This window comes from Stenotrophomonas sp. AB1(2024) (genome assembly GCF_037482345.1).
In the GTDB taxonomy this organism is placed as follows: domain Bacteria; phylum Pseudomonadota; class Gammaproteobacteria; order Xanthomonadales; family Xanthomonadaceae; genus Stenotrophomonas.
Genome location: NZ_JBBHKO020000001.1, coordinates 1,221,362 through 1,239,903, shown reverse-complemented (window position 1 = coordinate 1,239,903; position 18,542 = coordinate 1,221,362). Strand labels below are relative to the sequence as shown.

The following is an 18,542-nucleotide window of genomic DNA, read 5'->3' as shown; positions in this document are numbered from 1 at the left end:
ACGGATATCAGCTGAAATGCGTCAGCACGCCGGCGATGGTCGCCGTCATGAAGGTGGCGATGGTACCGCCCAGCACTGCGCGCAGGCCAAACTTGGCCAGGTCGTGGCGGCGCTCCGGTGCCAGCCCACCAATACCACCGATCTGGATGGCGATCGAGCTGAAATTGGCAAAACCGCACAGGGCGTAGGTGGCGATCAGGCGGCCTTCAGCCGACAGCGACACGCCGGGCACCTGGCCGTTGACGATTTCCGAGAGCTTGGAATACGCCACGAACTCATTGATGACCACTTTCTGGCCGATCAGCGAACCCACGGTAGTGGCATCGGCCCACGGGGTGCCGATCACCCAGGCGATCGGGGCCAGCACGTAGCCGAAGATGGTCGACAGGTCGGTCGGGCGGCCCAGCATGGCCTGCAGGCCGGTCACTTCGCCCAGCCAGGTCAGCGGGGCGTTGAGCAGGGCGATCAGGGCGATGAAGGCCAGCAGCATGGCGCCGATGTTCAGGGCCAGCTTCAGGCCGTCGCCGGCGCCGGCCGCAGCGGCGTCGATGATGTTGCTGGAGGTCTTCTCCACTTCCATCTTCACGGTGCCACGGGTCAGCGGGGTGCCGGTTTCGGGCACCAGCAGCTTGGCCACCACCAGGGTGGCCGGCGCAGCCATGATGCTGGCCGCCAGCAGGTGCTTGGCGTAGAAGGCCTGCTGCACCGGATCGCTGCCGCCCAGCATGCCCACGTAGGCAGCCAGCACGCCGCCGGCGATGTGCGCCATGCCGCCGATCATCATGGTGATCAACTCGGACTGGGTCATCTTGGCGATGTACGGGCGCACGGTCAGCGGCGCTTCGGTCTGGCCGATGAAGACGCTGGCGCAGACGCTGGTGGTTTCCGCGCCGGACACGCGCATGACCTTGGTGATCGCCCAGGCCATGCCGCGCACGATCTGCTGCATCACGTTGAGGTGGTACATGACCCCCATCAGCGCGGAGAAGAAGATGATGGTCGGCAGCACCTGGAAGGCGAAGATGAAGCCGAACTGCTTGGTGTCCATCAGGCTGCCGAAGATGAAACCGGAGCCTTCATTGACGAAGCTCAGGATCTTCACGAAGCCCTTGCCCAGCGCATCGAAGACGTCGCGGCCGCCCGGCAGCAGCAGCACTACCGCTGCGAAAGCGATCTGCAGGACGATGCCGGTCACCACCAGCCGCCAGTCGACGGCACGCTTGTTGTTCGAGAACAGCCAGGCAATGCCGATCAGCACTGCCAACCCGAACAGGCCGAAGCCAATCCTGCCCAAACCTTCGACCATGAGACTTCCCTTGGGGCGCCGCGAAAAACGGGAAGCCTAGAGCAGCGGCAGGGGCGGGGCAAGGAAAAGCAGCGTCCGGGGGGCGATCGGCCGCGATCGGGCAAGTATCCACAGGGGTTCGGGCCTGCCGGGCGATACACTGATGCGACTCATTCCGACTTCGCCCCGGTATCCCGGCGCGGCCATCCAGCAGGAGAAAACGCATGCATTACCGCCGCCTGGGCTCGTCCGGGCTGAAGTTGTCGGCCTTGTCCTTCGGGGCCTGGGTCACCTTCGGCGACCAGATCAGCCGTGACGAGGCCCGCAACCTGGTCGCCTGCGCCTGGGACCACGGGATCAACTTCTTCGACAACGCCGAGGGCTATGCGCGCGGCCGTGCCGAGCAGGTGATGGGCGATGTGATCGCCGACCTGCGCCTGCCGCGCGACGGGGTGTGCGTGTCCAGCAAGGTGTTCTTCGGTGCGGTGGACGATCCACGGCCGACCCAGCACGGGTTGTCGCGCAAGCACGTGACCGATGCCTGCCACGCCGCGCTCAGGCGCCTTCGGGTGGACTACCTGGACCTGTACTACTGCCACCGGCCGGACCCGGAAACGCCCATCGTCGAGACCGTGCTGGCCATGGACACGCTGATCCGGCAGGGCAAGGTGCTGTACTGGGGCACCTCGGAATGGTCGGCCGCGCAGATCCAGGAAGCGGTGGCGGTCGCGCGCAGCCGGAACCTGCACCTGCCCACGATGGAGCAGCCGCAGTACAACCTGCTGCACCGTGAGCGGCTCGAGCGCGAATACGCCCCGCTGTACGCCGATCCGGGCCTGGGCACGACGATCTTCTCGCCGTTGGCCTCAGGCCTGCTGAGTGGCAAGTACAACAGCGGTTTCGACCCGGACTCGCGGCTGGGCCAGGCCCAGATGGGATGGCTTCGGGAGCTGGTACTGGGCGAATCGGCCGACGCCCGCCTGGACAAGGTGCGCGCCTACAGCGCGCTGGCCGCCGAGCTGGGCCACGCCCCGGCGCAGTTGGCGATCGCCTGGTGCCTGCGCAACCCGAACGTCTCCAGCGTGATCCTCGGCGCCAGCCGGGTCAGCCAGCTGGAACAGAACCTGGTCGCGCTGGACGTGCTCGAGCAGGTAGCCGACGCCGACTGGCGCAGGGTGGAGGCGATCTTCGCCGCATGACGTAACTGCGTAGAGCCACGCCCTGCGTGGCTGCGCGGTGCATGACACCAGACATAGAGCCACGCCCTGCGTGGCTGCGCGGCGCATGACACCAGACGTAGAGCCACGCCCTGCGTGGCTGCGCGGTGCCAGACACCCCCCCGCAGCCACGCAGGGCGTGGCTCTACCGATAGATGCGGTCTATCAAAAATTGGAAATCAATCATAAATCCCATCAATGAACATGAGAATGGTTGTTGATTGTGAACTGAGAATCATTATCATTTAACTCGTCCCTCGCACGAGTCCAGACGATGAACACTCAAGCTGCTGTACTGCTGCGCCCCGAAACGTTGACCCTCCGCGACCGCCCGGTCCGCGCCGTTCCGGCCGAAGAAGTGATCGACAGCGAGGCCCTGCTCAAGGGGCGTCGCGAAATCCTGATCCAGCATGGCGACCGCTTCTACCGTCTGCGCCACACCAGCAACGACAAGCTCATTCTGACCAAGTAGTGCCGGCCGCTGGCCGGCTCCAGGCGATCCCTGCCACCGGGCCGGCTCCACGCGATCTCTTGCCCCGCTCTCTCCCCCTCGGCACGCCGCGACCGCTTGGTCCCGGCGCCTGTCGGGGGTCTCCTTCCGCGTCAAACCGACCCTGTCAACCACCATGATCCATCTTCCTGCTCTGCCGGCCAGAGGCCGGCGCTACGGCTTGTCTGTATGGCTGGCGCTGCCAATGGCCGCCCACGCCGCTGCCCCTGCCACCCCCGATGCCACCCAAGCGCGCGACTTCGACCGCGTGCAGGTCACCGCTACCCGCACCGAGCGTGCGCTGAGCGATGTGGCCGCCACGGTCGATGTGATCGACCGCGAGCAGCTGGACGATCACCTGGTGCGCAACATCAAGGACCTGGTCCGTTACGAGCCTGGCATTTCGGTGACCAGCAGCCCGGCCCGGTTCGGCCTGGGCGGCTTCCGCATCCGCGGGCTGGACGGCAACCGCGTGCTGATCCAGACCGACGGCATCGCCATGCCGAAGGCCTTCGACATCGGCAGCTTCGCCAACGCCAACCGCAACTTCACCGACCTGGAAACGCTCAAGCGGGTCGAGATCGTGCGCGGCCCGGCCAGCGCGCTGTATGGCTCGGATGCACTGGGTGGCGTGGTCGCCTTCGTCACCAAGGACCCGGCCGATTACCTCAAGGATGGAAAGAACAGCTACGTCGGCCTGAAGTTCGGCTATGACGGTGAATGGAAGGGCCTGTTCGGCAGCGCCACCACCGCGTTCGGCGGCGACCACTGGAGCGGCATGGTCAATGTCAACCATCGCCAGGGCCAGGAAACCGAGAGCATGGGCGATGTGCGCAGCAACGACCGCACCCGCACCGCCGCCAACCCGCAGGACCGCGACGGCCGCAGCGTGCTCAGCAAGCTGGTTTACGCGCCCAGCGAGGACCAGCGCTTCCGCCTGACCGTGGAAGGCAACGAGGACAGCGTGGACACCGATGTGCTGTCGGCCATCGACCACACCACCACCACGGGCATGCAGGCGCGCGACCACCAGACCCGCGCGCGGGTGTCGTTCGCCCACGAGATGGACAACCTGGCCGCCGGTTTCGCCGACAGCTTGTCCTGGCAGCTGTACCGCCAGGACAGCGAAACCACCCAGCGCACCGACGAACAGCGCGCCAACCGCACCACGCGCCACCGCGAATTCAACTTCGACCAGCGCGTATACGGCCTGCAGGCCGCGTTCCACAAGGGCCTGCAGACTGGCTCTGTCGAGCACGCGCTGACCTGGGGCTTCGATGGCACCTGGACCGAAACACGCCAGAAGCGCGACGGCTACCAGGTGCTGGCCAACGGCCAGACCAGCACCACGATCCTGCCCGATGCGTTCCCGGTGCGCGATTTCCCGATCAGCAAAACCACCGAGCTGGGCCTGTACGTGCAGGACGAAATGCGTTTCGCCGATGGCCGTTTTTCGCTGGTGCCGGGCGTGCGCGTGGACCACTACGAACTGCGCCCGGAGGTGGACCCGATCTTCGCGGCCGACAATCCGGGCATGCCGGTATCGGACCTGACCAAGACCAGCGTCTCACCGAAGCTGGGCATGGTGTGGCGCTTCGCCGATGCCTGGTCGCTGTTCGCCGGCTACTCGCACGGCTTCCGCTCGCCGCCGTACAACGACGTCAACCTGGGCTTCACCAACGTGATGTTCGGGTACACCGCCATTCCCAATCCGGACCTCAAGCCGGAAACCAGTGATGGCCTGGAGCTGGGCCTGCGCTTCCTGACGCCCGCCGCGTACGTCAGCCTGAGCGGCTACTACAACGACTACAAGGACTTCATCGAGTCCCAGCGCCAGGTGGGCGTCAACCCGCAGGGGCTGATCGTGTTCCAGTCGCAGAACATCGCCGATGCGGAAATCCATGGTGCCGAACTCAAGGCCGGTGTCGACTTCGGCGAACTCAGTGCGGCACTGGCCGGCTGGTCGTTGAACGGCGCAGTGGCCTGGTCGCGCGGCCAGGACAAGACCGAAGACGTGCCGCTGGAATCGATCGATCCGCTGCGCGGCACGCTCGGCGTTGCCTATGATCGCGATGCCTGGGGCGTGGAGCTGCTCGGCACGTTCGCCAGGCGCAAGGACCGCATGGCCAGCGCCACCGCGTTCCGCCCCGCCGGTTACGGCGTGCTGGATCTGGTGGCGCACTGGGACTTCGCGCCCGGCGCGAAGATCAACGTCGGCGTGTTCAACCTCGGCGACCGCACGTACATCGATTACTCCGCGATCACCTCCACGCTGGCGTCCGGCAGCGCGGTGATCGACCGCTACACCAACCCTGGCCGCAACGTGTCGGCCAGCCTTGCCGTGAGCTGGTAGCCATCATGAGCCGAGCCCTTTCCGCACTGCGAACCACCGACCGGTACCTGCGCCCTGGCCAGTTGCCTTCCCCGGAACAGCTGGCGGCACTGGGCACGGTGCTGTGCCTGTACCGCCCCGACAGCAGCGAGCTGGGCGGCTGGATGCACGCCGTTTCCGCCCATGCCTGCCAGGGCATGGACAGCGAGGGAATCCGCGAAAGCCTGTGCTTCGCCGATGCGCGCGGGCGTTGTTGCTGGCGCCTGTACCTGCTGCCCGACAGCGATTTCCTGGCCTGGGACCGCCTGGTATCGGCGTACCCGGCACGCCCGGAGCCGGCCAATGATGGTGGCGTGGCAGAGCGCCTGTGGCGCCGCCTGGCCACGCGGCTGGGCGGTGAACCCTGGCGCATGTGCGCGCTGCGCCTGCATGCCCGCGATGGCCGGGGCCTGGCCGCCAGCGTGGCCTCGCTGTCGGCACTGGGCGCCACCGCCGCGCGGCGCATCGCGCGGGTCGAGGGCGCCGACGGCGAACTCTGGGTCGACGAATCCAACGTGGTACCGCTTGTCCACTTTTCTTCCACCCGACCTTCCTGAAGGGACCTTCGTAGATGAAACTCAAGACAGCCAGCGCGTGGCTGCTGCTTGCCGCCAGCGGCATCGCCCACGCCCAGCCCTCCGACCTGCAGCGCGACCACGCCAGCATCCTGGCCATGAAGGGCGAGTACATCGTCGATTTCGCCTTCGACGAAACCGTGCTGCTCAAGCCCGGTTACGAGCGTGCGCCGGCCGTGCGCAGCGGCGGCAATGAAGTGGTGATCGTGGTCGAGGACAGCCCCGCGCGCATCGTACTCCAGCACCTGCTGGTGGATGGCAAGAGCGGCCATGTAACCAAGCACTGGCGGCAGGACTGGGTGTACGAGGCCCAGAACCGCTTCGAGTTCAGTGCCGACCAGACCTGGCAGGTGCGCCCGATCGATCCGGCCGTCAACGCCGGCGCCTGGACCCAGTGCGTGTATGAAGTCAGCGATGCGCCGCGCTACTGCGGCACCGGCAAGTGGGACTACAGCAACGGTGTGGCGACCTGGACCAGTGACCTCAGCTGGCGCCCGCTGCCGCGCCGCGAGTACACCCGCCGCAGCGATTACAACGCACTGGCGGTGGTCAACCGGCATACGCTCACGCCCAACGGCTGGACCCACGAACAGTTCAACACCAAGATCCTGCGCGGCGCCGACGGCAGCCAGCAGCAGATCGCCCGCGAGTTCGGCTTCAACGATTACAACCGCACCACCGAGGTCGATTTCAAGCCGGCCTACGACTACTGGAACGCGACGGCCGACTACTGGGCCAAGGTGCGCACGCGCTGGAACGGCTTTCTCGGGCAGGCGCCGGGCGTGCACCTGAAGACCAAGCTGGACGGCATGGCAATGATCATCCCACTGTTCACCCAGGCCCAGGACATCCAGGACGGCAAGAAGGTGAAGGATGCGCAGGTCGATGCGGTGTTCAGGCAGTGGGTGGAAAAGGCCCCGGCCGAAGCCGCGCGCTGAGTGACGTAATGATCGAAACTTGAAGGTTGTCCCGGCGTTGCAGGTAGCTACTTACTGCACCTGCATACCGGGATCCTTCTTGCGATGCAATTCTCCACGCTGTTCACCACGCTTCTCGGCGCTGCCGCCGCGTTCCAGGGCACCCGTGCTGCGCCCATCGCCCCGACCCGGGGCGGGGTGTTCCCGCTCACCGGCATCTGCAACGGCAGCCCATCGCTGCCCGATACATTGCTCACGCCGTTGAATCGCAACTACGCCGCGTGCCACCGCCGCATGGAAGAAAACCCGCGCCTGTTCGGTGGACTTACCGCCGGTGGCGCGCAGGCGCTGTGCATTGCACAGGCTGGGTTCGACACAGGGTTGAGCCGCACGTTGCAGGAGCGGCCCAGCGAGATTCCGGTACTGCGCGAAGGGCTTCACCGGCTTGCCGGCAGCCGTGCCGACAATCCGATGCCCAGCCCCCGTACCGCAGGGCTCACGCTGGAGCAGCTCCGCGAGACCAACTTCAACGACTACCGGTTCAGTGCTTCCACGCAGTACAACAGTCAGCTGGAACGCCAGGTAGCGGTGCTGCGCGCCCACATTCCTGCATCGCAGCGCGGGTCCCTGCGCGATGCCCGCCGCGCGGCAGCCTCACCGGCATGCAATAAGGCATGGAAGCGCCACCTGCCGGAGTGGGTGCGCACCGAGATCGCCGAACGCACCACGCTGGTCACCATGCGTGAAGTTGGCAAGCCCGAATCGATCAGCCATGCGCAGGCCGATGCACTGCGTACCGAGCTGGTGCAGATGCGCTTCGGCCGCACCGCGATGAAGCGACGCATGCGCGAAGATGCGCTGGTGGCGCTGGTCAATCACTCTTTGAACATCAGAAGCGCCGCCACCACGATCAACCCGAACGCCGCGTAGTGGTTCCACTTCAACGGCTGGTCCAGGTAGAACGCGGAGAACACCGCGAACACCACCAGCGTGATCACTTCCTGCATACCCTTGAGCTGCGGGGCCGAGTACACCGCGCTGCCCAGCCGGTTGCCCGGCACCTGCAGGCAGTACTCGAAGAAGGCGATGCCCCAGCTGACCAGAATCACCGTCATCAACGGCGCGCTCTTGTACTTGAGGTGGCCGTACCAGGCGAAGGTCATGAAGATGTTGCTGCCCAGCAGCAGCAACACGGGGTAGAGATAGGCAGTGAACGACGGGCCGGGCATCGCGGGGGCTCTCGAGGACGTTGAGGGCGTGATTATCCATGGATGGCAGCCCCGGCCGTTGGCCGGGGTAGGTGGTGCGGGTCAGGTTTCGCGCAGGGCCAATGCCGGGGGGGTATGCAGGATGCGCCGGGTGCCCCACCAGCCGGCCAGCATGCTCAGCGCCACGCCCAGCGCGCCGCCCAGCAGCAGTTGCGCCCACGGCGGACTGAGCTGCAGTTCGAATACCTGCCGGGCCACCACGCTGCCCAGCAGCGCCGCGGTGCCCACTGCAAGCAGCGAGGACAACAGCCCCAGCGCGCCGAATTCGACCAGCACCGCCCCGCGCAGCTGGGTGCGGGTGGCACCAAGGGTGCGCAGCACCGCGCTGTCGTAACGACGCTCACCGGCGGTGGCCTGCAGCGCGGCCAGCAGCACCAGCACCCCGGCCAGCAGGCTGAAGCCCATCACCAGCTGCACCGCCTGGGTTACCCGGTCCACCACCTCGCGCACCCGCTGCAGGATGCTGTCGATATCCAGCAGGGAAATGTTCGGGTACTGCCGGGTCAATCCGGCCAGTGCCGGCGCCTGTTCGCGCGGCAGGTGGAAGGCGGTGATCAGGTTGTAGGGTGCATCGCCGACCGCGCCTTCGTTGAGCAGCAGGAAGAAGTTGACCCGGAACGAGTCCCAGTCGGCCTTGCGGATGCTGGTCACGGCGAAGCGCCGTTCCTGTTCGCCCATCTGCAGGGTCACCGTGTCGCCCAGCTTCATCCCGTAGCGCTCGGCCCAGCCCTGTTCGATGGACGCTTCGGCGGCGCTGCTGCCCGCTGCCCAGTACGTACCGCTCAACAGGGTATTGGCCGGCGGGAAGTCATGCCGCCAGGAGAAGTTGACCGGGCGGTTGGCGTCGTCATCGTCGTTGCTGTTGTCTTCGCGTGCCTGCCGCTGCGGCGGCTTGTCGTTGACCGCCAGCAGCCGCCCAGTGCTGAACGGCTCGATCCCCGGCGACTCCACGCCCAGCTCGCCGAGTGCGGCCAGTACGGCCTGGCGCTGTTCGGGCTGGATGTTCATCAGGAAATAGTTGGGGGTGTCGCTGGGCAGGCGGTCGCGCCACTGCGCCAGCAGCCCCGGGCCGATCACTGACAGCAGCAACAGCGCGCACAGCGACAGCGACAGTCCCACCAGTTGCATCACCGCCAGCCCCCGGCGGCGGGTCAGGGCGGCCAGGCCCAGCTTCCAGCGCCCGCGCAGGCGCGGCTGCAGCCCACGCAGCAGCCACAGCAGGGTTGCACCGGCCGCACCGGCCAGCAGCGCCAGCGCCGCCAGCCCGCCCAGTACCCAGGCCGCCAGCCGCACATCGCCGGTGGCCTGCACGGTCAGCGCCACGGTGGCCGCCAGTGCGGCGGCATAGACCAGCAGCGAACTGGGCGGCAGGGGGGCGAAGCTGCGGTTGAGCACCCGCATCGGCGGCACCTTGCGCAGCCGCAGCAGCGGCGGCAGGCCAAAGCCGAGCAGCAGCACCAGCCCGATCCCGGCCCCGCTCAGCGCCGGGGTGGCCTGCGGCAATGGCAAACGGCCCGGAATCAGCCCGCCCAGCGCCTGCACCAGCCCAGCCTGCGCGGCCATGCCCAGCCCGATTCCGACCAGGCAGGCCGGGATCGCCAGCAGTACCAGCTGCAGCGCCATCGCACTGAGGATGTCGCGCTGGCGTGCGCCCAGGCAGCGCAGCACCGCCACCTGGTCGATCCGGCGCAGCGCGAAGCGGTTGGCCGCCAGTGCCGTGGCCACCCCGGCCAGCAGTACCGCCAGCAGCGCGGCCAGCGACAGGAAGCGGCCGGCCAGGTCGAACGCACCGCGTACGCCACGTTGTGCATCGGCAATGCCGACAATCCGCAGGCCTTTGGCGCGCGGTTGCAGCCAGCCGCGGAAATCGGCAATCGCCTCTGCGTTGCCGGCGAACATCATCCGGTACGAAGCGCGGCTGCCCGGCCCGAGCAGGCCCGCGCGATCCACGTCGACGCGGTTGACCAGCAGGGGCGGGGACAGCTGCATCAGCTCGCCGGACGTATCGGGCTCGGCCTGCAGCACGCGGGTCACGGTGAGCGTGCCGGCGCCGAATTCGAGCGCATCGCCGACGTTCAGGCCCAACGCCTGCATCAATCGCGGATCGGCATATGCCTCGCCTGCGGCGGGAGTCCCGGCCACTTCGCCGGCGCCGCCGGGGGCGCGGCTGACGCGCAGCTCGCCGCGCAGCGGATAGCCGGCACCGACCGCCTTGATATTGGCCATCTGACTTTCATCGCCGTGGAACAGCACGCTGGGGAAGCTGACCATGCGCGTGCTCGCCAGGCCACGTGCGTGCGCCTCGTCGGCGATCGCCTGCGGCACGTCCTCGCGGCCGCCCAGGCCGAGATCGCCACCGAGCATTTCCGCGGCGCTGCTGGTCAGGGCCAGCGTGACCCGGTTGACCAGCGTGCCTACCGCGGTCATCACCGCCACGCCCAGCACCAGCGCGGCGAACACGGTCAGCAGGTCGCCGGCAAGAAACTCCCGGCGCAGTGCACGCCCGGCATGGCGCAGTACGTTCATGCGGTGATTCCGCTGGCATCGACCAGGCGGCCGCCATCAAGCCGGTAGATGCGTTCGCAGCGCTGGGCCAGGCGCAGGTCATGGGTGACCAGCACCAGCGTGGTATCGCTGGTGGCGTTGAGGGCGAACAGCAGGTCGCTGATCTGTTGCCCGGTGGCCTGGTCCAGGCTGCCGGTGGGCTCGTCGGCAAACAGGATGCGCGGCCGCGCCACGAACGCGCGGGCCAGCGCCACGCGCTGCTGCTCACCGCCGGACAGCTGGCGCGGATAGTGGCGCGCGCGATGGGTCAGGCCCACCTGCGCCAGCACCTCGCGGACCCGCGCGGCATCCTCGCGGCCGGCCAGTTCCAGCGGCAGCGCGATGTTCTCTTCAGCGGTCAGCGCCGGCAGCAGATGGAAGCTCTGGAACACGAAGCCAACCTCGCGCGCACGCAGCTGCGCGCGGGCTTCCTCGTCCAGCGCACCCAGCGTGGCCCCGGCCAGGGCGATGTCGCCGCGGCTGGGCAGGTCCAGTCCGGCCAGCAGGCCGAGCAGGGTGGTCTTGCCCGAGCCGGAGGCACCGACGATGGCCACGCTCTCGCCTTCATGGACGGTCATGTCAATGTTGTCCAGTATGTGGACTTCACCCTCCGGGCCACGTGCGGACTTGCCCACGTTGTGGGCGGCGATGGCGACGGGCGCGCTGCGGGGGGACAGGCTGTCGATGAGGATTCTCCAATGTACCGAGCAAGGTGGGCGGGCCGCGCGGCCCAGACGTTCTGGCTGCTGGCAGGGTTGCTGCTGTTGCCTGCGCTGGCATGTGCCAAAGGTGCGGACACCAGGCAGGCGGTGCTGGTGGTCGGCGACAGCCTCAGTGCTGCCCACAATATCCCGGCCGCATCGGGCTGGGTGAACCTGCTTCAACTGCGGGTTGGCGAGCAGATCAAACCGCCGCCTGCGATCATCAACGCCAGCATCAGCGGTGAAACCACCGCCGGCGCGCTGACCCGGTTGCCGGCGCTGCTGGACAAGCACCGGCCCACGGTGGTGGTCATCGAACTGGGCGGCAACGATGCCCTGCGCGGGCTGAGCCCGGCGCAGCTGCGCGGGAACCTGGAGAAGATGATCGTGGCCAGTCAGAAGGCCGGGGCCAAGGTGCTGCTGCTGGGCATCGATGTGCCGCCCAACTATGGGCCGGCCTACCGCGACCGGCTGCGGCAGGTCTATACGGGTCTGTCCAACCAGTACAAGGTGGCGCTGCTGCCGTTCCTGCTCGACGGGGTGGCCCTGCAACCGGGGTTGATGCAGAGCGACGGCCTGCACCCCACCGCCAAGGCCCAGCCGAAGGTGCTGGACAACGTCTGGCCGCTGCTCAAGCCCCTGCTGAACACCCAGTAGCGCCACGCCCTGCGCGGCTGGCAGGTTGCGAACGGCTTCACACCACGTCCACTGCCAATCCGGCATGTTTCACAAAGCTGAAGAAAGAGGGACTCCCATGCGTCAGACAAAGGAAACCTCCGGCCTGGTGCTGGTGGTCGAAGACAACCGCAATATCTCCGAGATGATCGGGGAATATCTGGAAGGCCGTGGGTTCGAAGTGGACTATGCCCAGGACGGACTGGACGGCTATCGGCTGGCGGCTGAAAACAGTTACGACGTGGTGGTGTTGGACCTGATGTTGCCGCGTCTGGACGGCATCGAAGTCTGCCGCCGGCTGCGCAACGACGCGCGCAAGTCAACGCCGGTGTTGATGCTCACCGCGCGCGACACGCTTGATGACAAGCTCACCGGCCTGGGCTTTGGCGCCGACGATTACCTCACCAAGCCGTTCGCGATCCAGGAGCTGGAAGCCCGCCTGCGCGCGCTGATCCGGCGCGAACGTCGCCAGGTGGGGTCGGAAGTGCTCAAGGTTGCCGACCTGGTGCTGGACCCGGTCAGCATGCGCGCCACGCGTGCCGGCACCGAGCTGCAGTTGTCGCCCATCGGTCTGCGCCTGCTCACGATCCTGATGCGCGAGTCGCCGCGCGTGGTGACCCGCCAGGAAATCGAACGCGAGATATGGGGCAATGGCCTGCCGGACTCGGATACGCTGCGCAGCCACCTGTACAACCTGCGCAAGATCATCGACAAGCCGTTCGACCGTCCGCTGCTGCATACCGTGCAGAGCGCCGGCTACCGTATTGCCGATATCGCCCAGCCGATGAGCTGATGCGTCCCACCGCAGGGCGTACGGCGGCATGGGCCTTTGCCGGCCCCGGCCTACACGATGCCCCGGCACTTGCCGGGGCATTGTCTTAGCTTGCATGATGAAATAACGGCGCGCCTTCCTATAATCGCGGCGACCCGCTCTGGACTTCGTAATGCCGCACGGTCTGCCGCGCAAGATCCGCATCGCCTTCATCCTGCAGGCCGTACTGGCCAGCCTGGGCATCCTGCTGGGTGCCTGGCTGGTGTCGCTGGTGATCAAGCACAGCCTGGTCAGCAGCGCGCTGCAGGAGGAAGCGACCTATTTCTGGGACCTGCACGCGGCCTCGCCGGTGCAGCCGCCGCCGAACACGCGCAACATCCGCGGTTATCTGCTCGAAACCGGGCAATCGGCACTCAGCCTGCCGGCCAACCTGCGCACGCTGGCGCCGGGCTTCCACGAATTGAAGGCCGACGACCAGCTGGTGCTGGTCGACGCGCGCCCGGAAGGCCAGCTGTACCTGGTGTTCCTGCGTTCGCGCGCGGAGATGCTGGCGTTCTGGTTCGGCATCGTACCGGTGCTGCTCACGTTGTTGGCGGTGTACGGGGCGTCGTGGATCACCTACCGCGCGTCGAAGCGGCTGGTTTCGCCGGTCAACTGGCTGGCGCGACGGGTGTCGCGCTGGAACCCGGGCCATCCGGAAGCGTCGGACCTGGCGCCGGACAAGTTGCCGGCGGACATGCAGGGCGAAACACGGCAGCTGGCGGCGGCACTGCATTCGTTGGCCACGCGGGTCACCGCGCATGTGGCGCGCGAGCGTAACTTCACCCGCGATGCGAGCCACGAGCTGCGCACGCCGCTGACGGTGATCCGGGTGGCCAGCGACATGGCATTGGGCGATCAGGACATGACACCGCGCCTGCGTCGCGGTCTGCACCGCATCCAGCGGGCCGGGCGGGACATGGAGGCGGTGATCGATGCGTTCCTGATCCTGGCGCGCGAGGCGGACGTGGAACCGCAGATCGAGCTGTTCGACGTGAACGAGATCGTGCGCTACGAGGTGGACAACGCGCGCGAGCTGATCGCGGGCCGGCCGGTGGAGATCCACCTGCACAGCGAAGCGCCGGTGCACCTGCACGCGCCGCCGCGGGTGTTGCAGGTGGTGGTCAGCAACCTGTTGCGCAACGCCTGCAGTTACACCGACGAAGGCCGCATCGACGTGGACGTGCTGGACGACCGGGTAGTGGTGCGCGACACCGGCATCGGCATGTCGGCCGAGGCGCTGTCGCGCGCGTTCGAGCCGTTCTACCGCGCCGAACCCAGCCGGCCGCAGGGCACGGGCCTGGGCCTGTCGATCGTGCGCCGCCTGTGCGACCGCTTCGGCTGGAAGATCGCCCTCACCAGCGAACCCGGCATCGGCACGCAGGCGACGATCATTTACCGATAGGGGCGCACTGCACTTTGGGCGCCAACGCCTTGCGCCAGATCGCATACCCGTCCGCCGTCATGTGCAGCATGTCTTCCCGGAACAGCGCCGCGCGCGGCTGCCCATCCTCGCCCAGCATCGGGGTGTAGATATCGGTGTAGCCCGTGTTGGGCAGCTTCGCCAACGCCTGCTGGATCAGCCCATTGGCTTCCTGCACCGCAGGCAGCAGCTGCGCCCGCGACGGGCTGGGCTTGATCGAGATGACCTCGACGGTGGTCCTGGGCAGGTCGCGGTGCACGCGCTGCACGAACACCACCACGTCGTCGCGCACCTGGGTGGGCGTGCGGCCGCTGTTGAGGTCGTTGTCGCCGGCGTAGAAGAACACCTTGCAGGGGGCGTAGGGAATCAGGATCTGGTCGGCGTACCAGGTGCTGTCGCGCACTTCCGAACCGCCGAAGCCGCGGTTGAACACCTTCTGGCCCGGGAAGTCGGCAGCCAGCGTGTCCCACATCCGGATCGAGGAGCTGCCGATGAACTCGATGCCGCCGCGCGGCGGCGGGGTGGCGGCGTCAGCCTTGGCGAAGGCGGCCATGTCGCCGGCCCAGGCCACGTTGGAGACCTGCGCAGGGGCCTGCGGCGGGGCCGGCACCGGGGCGGGCTTGAGGGCCAGGGCGGGCAGGCTGGCGGTCAGTGCCAGGGCGAGCAGCAGGGGGCGGGTGAAGCGCTGGGACATGAACGACTCCTTTGGTGCGTGGGGGTCATTCTAGGCGCGCGATGGCATCCGGCTCCGCCTGGGCCGGCCAACGGCCGGCGCTACCGACCGTCAGGTACGGGTTCAACCGGGAGGTACCTCCCTTCCTTGTGGCAAAATGTCCGATTCTTCAATTGCCTGCCGCGCTGCCCATGACCCGTTGTCGTGCCCCGCACCTGCTGTCCTGCCTCCGTTCCCGCCGTGGGGTGTCCCTGCGTGGCTGATGAAATCGGGCACATGCCGCGCGGCCCCAAGCGCATCTTCAAGGCGGCGGTGTGGTCCTGGCAGGGGCTGAGGGCGGCCTGGCTGCACGAGTCCTCGTTCCGGCTGGAGGTCTACCTGCTGGTCGTGCTGGCACCGCTGGCGCTGTGGCTGGGCCAGACCCCGGTCGAGCGCGCGCTGATGATCGGTTCGATGTTGCTGGTGCTGGCCATGGAGCTGGCAAATTCGGCCATTGAAGCGGTGATCGAGCGCTACGGCGCCGAATTCCATGAGCTGGCCGGCCGCGCCAAGGACATGGGCTCGGCGGCGGTGTTCGTGCTGATGGTGAATGTTCTGCTGTGCTGGGGCCTGGTCCTGGCGCCGCGCGTGTTCTGACGCGCCTCCGTACCGTTCCCCCCCTTAGTAAGGATCCTGGTCCATGTTTCTTGAGTTGCTGTCCGACCCGAACGTCTGGTTGACCCTGTTGACCCTGAGCGCACTGGAAATCGTGCTCGGCATCGACAACCTGGTATTCATCTCCATCGCCGTGAGCAAGCTGCCCGAAGCGCGCCGCCCGTTCGCGCGCAAGCTCGGCATCGCCGTGGCCTGCATTACCCGCATCCTGCTGCTGGTCTCGCTGGCCTACCTGGCGCACATGCAGGCCAACCTGTTCACCGTGGCCGGCATGGGCATCTCCATCCGCGACCTGGTGCTGATCCTCGGCGGCCTGTTCCTGATCATCAAGGGCGGTATGGAAATCCGCGAGCTGATCACCGGCGGCGAAGACGAAGACCCCTCCACCACCAAGGCCTCGGCCGTGTTCGGCATGGTGATCGCGCAGATCGCCATCATCGACATCGTGTTCTCGCTGGACTCGGTCATCACCGCGGTCGGCATCGCCGACCACGTGCCGGTGATGGTGGCGGCCATCCTGCTGTCGGTGGCGGTCATGCTGCTGGCCGCCAACCCGCTGGGCCGTTTCATCGACGCCAACCCGACCGTGAAGATGCTGGCCCTGGCCTTCATCCTGCTGATCGGCGCGGTGCTGATCCTGGACGGCCTGGACGTGCACGTGCCCAAGCCCTACATCTACGCCGCCATGGGCTTCTCGGTGCTGGTGGAGTGGCTGAACCTGCTGATGCGCCGCCGCGCGCTGGCGCACCACGTGCCGGGTGCGGGCAACTGGTAAGGGGACGCCGCCGCCCCCTGACTCAGGGGGCGGGGCGCGCGAGGCGACCCTAACGGCGAATTCACCCCTATTCATGGCATTCTCCGGCTCCCGACCACCCGATTCCGGAGCCGGCCATGCGTACATCCACCCGACTGATCCTGCTGGCCCTGCTGGCCAGCCTGTTGTCCGGTTGTGGTTACAACTCCATCCAGCAGAAGGATGAACAGGTCAAGGCCGGCTGGGCCGAGGTGCTCAACCAGTACAAGCGCCGTGCCGACCTGATCCCCAACCTGGTGCAGACCGTGGAAGGCTATGCCAACCAGGAACGCCAGGTGCTGACCGATGTGACCAACGCCCGCGCGCGGGTGGGCCAGGTCAACGTGAACGCCGATGATGCCGACTCGCTCAAGCAGTTCCAGCAGGCACAGGGCGAGCTGAGCGGGGCGCTGTCGCGGTTGCTGGTGGTGACCGAGAACTACCCCAACCTGAAGTCCGACCAGGGTTTCCGCGACCTGCAGGCGCAGCTGGAAGGCACCGAAAACCGCATCACCGTGGCGCGCGGCCGCTATATCCAGCAGGTGCAGGACTACAACACCTACATCCGCTCGTTCCCGCAGCTGATCACCGCCAAGATCTTCGGCTACAAGGAAAAGCCGAACTTCACGGTGGAGAACGAAGCGCAGATCTCGCAGCCGCCGGCAGTGAAGTTCGGTTCGCAGCCCGCGGCCCCCGCGCCGCCGCCGCAGCAGCAGGCTCCGGCGCCGGCCCAGTAACCCGGTGAACATCCGCCTGCTGCTGCGCGCGCTGTTGCTGCTGGGTCTGTGCCTGGCGGGGTCCGCGTGGGCGCAGACAGACGCGGCAATTCCGCCGCTGACCTCGCCGGTGGTGGACACCACCGGCACCCTGGATGCCACGCAGAAGCAGGCCCTGGAAGCACAGGCGCTGGCGCTGCAGCAGCGCAAGGGCAGCCAGTTGCAGATCCTGATGGTGCCCAGCACCCAGCCCGAGACGATCGAGCAGTACACCCAGCGGGTGTTCGAGCAGTGGAACATCGGCCGCAAGGGCGTGGACGATGGCGTGTTGCTGGTGGTGGCCAAGGACGACCGGCGGGTGCGGATCGAGCCGGGCTACGGGCTGGAAGGCGCCATTCCCGATGCCATCGCCAACCGGGTGATCCAGGAATACCTGGCGCCGCACTTCCGCAGCGGCGATTACGCCGGCGGGCTGGTTGACGGCAGTGCCGCGCTGGTCAAGCTGATCGATGGCGAGGAACTGCCGGCGCCGGTCAGCGCCCACCGCGATGCCCGGGGCAGCGGTGGCGATGGCTTCACGATGGCGCTGGTGATCGGCTTCTTCGTCGGCACCTTTGCCCGCGCCCTGCTGGGTTGGCTGCCGCGCCCGGTGCGCGCGCTGCTGGGCGGCGGCGGGGCGGCGGTGGCCGCGTTCCTGTTCACTTCGCTGTGGCTGGCCAGCGGCCTGGCCGGGCTGATCGGCCTGTTCGTCGGTTTCTCCTCCGGCCGCGTGGGCCGCTTCGCCCGCAACAGCGGTTGGGGCGGCGGCGGCTTTGGCGGAGGCGGTGGCTGGGGCGGTGGGGGTGGCGGTTTCGGCGGCGGAGGCGGCTGGGGCGGTGGCGGTGGGCGATCCGGAGGCGGTGGCGCCTCGGGAGGCTGGTGATGCGCGGGTGGCGTCATCTGTTCGCGCCGTCGCTGCGGCGCACCTTTCCGCCGGCTGCGCTGCAGGCGATCACCGAAGCAATCGCGGTGGGTGAGCGTCGCCACGGCGGCCAGGTGATGTTCGCGGTGGAAGCAGATCTTCCGCTGCTGGCGCTGTGGCGGGGCGTCACCCCGCGCCAGCGCGCCGAGCATGCCTTCGCCCAGCTGCGCACCTGGGACACCGAGCAGAACAACGGCGTGCTGGTCTACCTGCTGCTGGCCGACCACGCCATCGAGCTGGTGGCCGACCGTGGCCTGCGCGGCAGGGTGGGCGAGGCGCAGTGGCAGGCGGTCTGCGCGCACATGCAGCAGCAGCTGCGCAACGGCGCGCTGCAGGACGCGGTGCTGCTGGCCATCGCCGAGGTATCGGACCTGCTGGCCGGGCACTATCGGCCCGGCAGCGGGTCCGAGGATGACGCCTTGCCCAATACGCCTCAACTGCTTGGTTGAGGTACGGTGGCGCTGGCCC

Annotated in this window: 19 protein-coding genes; 14 read left to right on the top strand and 5 right to left on the bottom strand. The window is 67.5% G+C overall.

The window, feature by feature from the left end; all coding sequences use genetic code 11:
* Nucleotides 1–7: 7 nt before the first annotated feature.
* Nucleotides 8–1,306 (bottom strand): NupC/NupG family nucleoside CNT transporter, encoded by a 1,299-nt coding sequence (locus WIX41_RS05940; protein WP_339446185.1) that lies wholly within the window; start codon nucleotides 1,304–1,306, stop codon nucleotides 8–10.
* A gap of 203 nt (nucleotides 1,307–1,509) precedes the next feature.
* Here WIX41_RS05940 and WIX41_RS05935 point away from each other — a divergent pair, with 203 nt between their 5' ends.
* From WIX41_RS05935 to WIX41_RS05910, 6 genes are all read left to right on the top strand, one after another.
* Nucleotides 1,510–2,484 (top strand): potassium channel beta subunit family protein, encoded by a 975-nt coding sequence (locus WIX41_RS05935; RefSeq protein ID WP_339446184.1) that lies wholly within the window; start codon nucleotides 1,510–1,512, stop codon nucleotides 2,482–2,484.
* A 292-nt stretch (nucleotides 2,485–2,776) separates the two neighbouring features.
* Nucleotides 2,777–2,974 carry a hemin uptake protein HemP gene (gene hemP, locus WIX41_RS05930; RefSeq protein WP_068849295.1) on the top strand — a complete coding sequence of 66 codons (198 nt, stop codon included), beginning with the start codon at nucleotides 2,777–2,779 and terminating at the stop codon, nucleotides 2,972–2,974.
* 154 nt (nucleotides 2,975–3,128) lie between these two features.
* Nucleotides 3,129–5,345: a TonB-dependent hemoglobin/transferrin/lactoferrin family receptor gene (locus WIX41_RS05925; protein WP_409187329.1), complete on the top strand. Its 2,217-nt coding sequence runs from the start codon at nucleotides 3,129–3,131 to the stop codon at nucleotides 5,343–5,345.
* A 5-nt stretch (nucleotides 5,346–5,350) separates the two neighbouring features.
* Nucleotides 5,351–5,920, top strand: coding sequence for a hypothetical protein (locus WIX41_RS05920; protein ID WP_339446182.1), 570 nt, complete (start codon nucleotides 5,351–5,353; stop codon nucleotides 5,918–5,920).
* Nucleotides 5,921–5,934: 14 nt separating this feature from the next.
* Nucleotides 5,935–6,876 carry a DUF6607 family protein gene (locus tag WIX41_RS05915; RefSeq protein ID WP_339446181.1) on the top strand — a complete coding sequence of 314 codons (942 nt, stop codon included), beginning with the start codon at nucleotides 5,935–5,937 and terminating at the stop codon, nucleotides 6,874–6,876.
* An 84-nt stretch (nucleotides 6,877–6,960) separates the two neighbouring features.
* Nucleotides 6,961–7,785 carry a hypothetical protein gene (locus WIX41_RS05910; protein WP_339446180.1) on the top strand — a complete coding sequence of 275 codons (825 nt, stop codon included), beginning with the start codon at nucleotides 6,961–6,963 and terminating at the stop codon, nucleotides 7,783–7,785.
* On the opposite strand, the gene WIX41_RS05905 is transcribed toward WIX41_RS05910, so the two are convergent.
* From WIX41_RS05905 to WIX41_RS05895, 3 genes are all read right to left on the bottom strand, one after another.
* On the bottom strand, nucleotides 7,731–8,084 hold the full coding sequence (locus WIX41_RS05905; RefSeq protein ID WP_339446179.1) for a DMT family protein: 354 nt from the start codon (nucleotides 8,082–8,084) through the stop codon (nucleotides 7,731–7,733). The genes WIX41_RS05910 and WIX41_RS05905 overlap by 55 nt on opposite strands.
* Nucleotides 8,085–8,165: 81 nt before the next feature.
* Complete coding sequence (locus WIX41_RS05900; RefSeq protein WP_339446178.1) at nucleotides 8,166–10,649, bottom strand: ABC transporter permease; 2,484 nt, start codon at nucleotides 10,647–10,649, stop codon at nucleotides 8,166–8,168.
* Nucleotides 10,646–11,245, bottom strand: a complete 600-nt coding sequence (locus WIX41_RS05895) for an ABC transporter ATP-binding protein (protein WP_409187328.1) — start codon at nucleotides 11,243–11,245, stop codon at nucleotides 10,646–10,648. Before WIX41_RS05895 ends, WIX41_RS05900 begins: the two co-directional genes overlap by 4 nt.
* Nucleotides 11,246–11,365: 120 nt before the next feature.
* On the opposite strand from WIX41_RS05895, the gene WIX41_RS05890 reads away from it, so the two are divergent.
* The 3 genes from WIX41_RS05890 (at nucleotide 11,366) to WIX41_RS05880 (ending at nucleotide 14,259) form a co-directional block, all read left to right on the top strand.
* Complete coding sequence (locus tag WIX41_RS05890) at nucleotides 11,366–12,025, top strand: arylesterase (RefSeq protein ID WP_339446177.1); 660 nt, start codon at nucleotides 11,366–11,368, stop codon at nucleotides 12,023–12,025.
* A gap of 97 nt (nucleotides 12,026–12,122) precedes the next feature.
* Nucleotides 12,123–12,836, top strand: coding sequence for a response regulator transcription factor (locus WIX41_RS05885; protein ID WP_019182442.1), 714 nt, complete (start codon nucleotides 12,123–12,125; stop codon nucleotides 12,834–12,836).
* A gap of 151 nt (nucleotides 12,837–12,987) precedes the next feature.
* Nucleotides 12,988–14,259 carry a sensor histidine kinase gene (locus WIX41_RS05880; RefSeq protein ID WP_339446176.1) on the top strand — a complete coding sequence of 424 codons (1,272 nt, stop codon included), beginning with the start codon at nucleotides 12,988–12,990 and terminating at the stop codon, nucleotides 14,257–14,259.
* On the opposite strand, the gene WIX41_RS05875 is transcribed toward WIX41_RS05880, so the two are convergent.
* On the bottom strand, nucleotides 14,246–14,971 hold the full coding sequence (locus WIX41_RS05875) for an SGNH/GDSL hydrolase family protein (protein WP_339446175.1): 726 nt from the start codon (nucleotides 14,969–14,971) through the stop codon (nucleotides 14,246–14,248). The genes WIX41_RS05880 and WIX41_RS05875 overlap by 14 nt on opposite strands.
* 234 nt (nucleotides 14,972–15,205) lie before the next feature.
* On the opposite strand from WIX41_RS05875, the gene WIX41_RS05870 reads away from it, so the two are divergent.
* The 5 genes from WIX41_RS05870 (at nucleotide 15,206) to WIX41_RS05850 (ending at nucleotide 18,523) form a co-directional block, all read left to right on the top strand.
* Nucleotides 15,206–15,586, top strand: a complete 381-nt coding sequence (locus WIX41_RS05870; RefSeq protein ID WP_339446174.1) for a diacylglycerol kinase — start codon at nucleotides 15,206–15,208, stop codon at nucleotides 15,584–15,586.
* A gap of 43 nt (nucleotides 15,587–15,629) precedes the next feature.
* Entirely contained in the window at nucleotides 15,630–16,379 is a 750-nt protein-coding gene (locus tag WIX41_RS05865) for a TerC family protein (protein ID WP_339446173.1), read from the top strand.
* A gap of 116 nt (nucleotides 16,380–16,495) precedes the next feature.
* Nucleotides 16,496–17,134, top strand: a complete 639-nt coding sequence (locus WIX41_RS05860; RefSeq protein ID WP_339446172.1) for a LemA family protein — start codon at nucleotides 16,496–16,498, stop codon at nucleotides 17,132–17,134.
* Nucleotides 17,135–17,144: 10 nt separating this feature from the next.
* On the top strand, nucleotides 17,145–18,035 hold the full coding sequence (locus tag WIX41_RS05855) for a TPM domain-containing protein (protein WP_409187458.1): 891 nt from the start codon (nucleotides 17,145–17,147) through the stop codon (nucleotides 18,033–18,035).
* Nucleotides 18,035–18,523, top strand: coding sequence for a TPM domain-containing protein (locus tag WIX41_RS05850; RefSeq protein ID WP_339446170.1), 489 nt, complete (start codon nucleotides 18,035–18,037; stop codon nucleotides 18,521–18,523). Before WIX41_RS05855 ends, WIX41_RS05850 begins: the two co-directional genes overlap by 1 nt.
* The last annotated feature ends 19 nt before the right edge of the window (nucleotides 18,524–18,542 follow it).

Coding starts and splice junctions, on each gene's coding strand:
- WIX41_RS05940 (WP_339446185.1), bottom strand. CDS start 1,306: ATGGTCGAAGGTTTGGGCAGGATTGGCTTCGGCCTGTTCGGGTTGGCA.
- WIX41_RS05935 (WP_339446184.1), top strand. CDS start 1,510: ATGCATTACCGCCGCCTGGGCTCGTCCGGGCTGAAGTTGTCGGCCTTG.
- hemP (WP_068849295.1), top strand. CDS start 2,777: ATGAACACTCAAGCTGCTGTACTGCTGCGCCCCGAAACGTTGACCCTC.
- WIX41_RS05925 (WP_409187329.1), top strand. CDS start 3,129: ATGATCCATCTTCCTGCTCTGCCGGCCAGAGGCCGGCGCTACGGCTTG.
- WIX41_RS05920 (WP_339446182.1), top strand. CDS start 5,351: ATGAGCCGAGCCCTTTCCGCACTGCGAACCACCGACCGGTACCTGCGC.
- WIX41_RS05915 (WP_339446181.1), top strand. CDS start 5,935: ATGAAACTCAAGACAGCCAGCGCGTGGCTGCTGCTTGCCGCCAGCGGC.
- WIX41_RS05910 (WP_339446180.1), top strand. CDS start 6,961: ATGCAATTCTCCACGCTGTTCACCACGCTTCTCGGCGCTGCCGCCGCG.
- WIX41_RS05905 (WP_339446179.1), bottom strand. CDS start 8,084: ATGCCCGGCCCGTCGTTCACTGCCTATCTCTACCCCGTGTTGCTGCTG.
- WIX41_RS05900 (WP_339446178.1), bottom strand. CDS start 10,649: ATGAACGTACTGCGCCATGCCGGGCGTGCACTGCGCCGGGAGTTTCTT.
- WIX41_RS05895 (WP_409187328.1), bottom strand. CDS start 11,245: ATGACCGTCCATGAAGGCGAGAGCGTGGCCATCGTCGGTGCCTCCGGC.
- WIX41_RS05890 (WP_339446177.1), top strand. CDS start 11,366: ATGTACCGAGCAAGGTGGGCGGGCCGCGCGGCCCAGACGTTCTGGCTG.
- WIX41_RS05885 (WP_019182442.1), top strand. CDS start 12,123: ATGCGTCAGACAAAGGAAACCTCCGGCCTGGTGCTGGTGGTCGAAGAC.
- WIX41_RS05880 (WP_339446176.1), top strand. CDS start 12,988: ATGCCGCACGGTCTGCCGCGCAAGATCCGCATCGCCTTCATCCTGCAG.
- WIX41_RS05875 (WP_339446175.1), bottom strand. CDS start 14,971: ATGTCCCAGCGCTTCACCCGCCCCCTGCTGCTCGCCCTGGCACTGACC.
- WIX41_RS05865 (WP_339446173.1), top strand. CDS start 15,630: ATGTTTCTTGAGTTGCTGTCCGACCCGAACGTCTGGTTGACCCTGTTG.
- WIX41_RS05860 (WP_339446172.1), top strand. CDS start 16,496: ATGCGTACATCCACCCGACTGATCCTGCTGGCCCTGCTGGCCAGCCTG.
- WIX41_RS05850 (WP_339446170.1), top strand. CDS start 18,035: ATGCGCGGGTGGCGTCATCTGTTCGCGCCGTCGCTGCGGCGCACCTTT.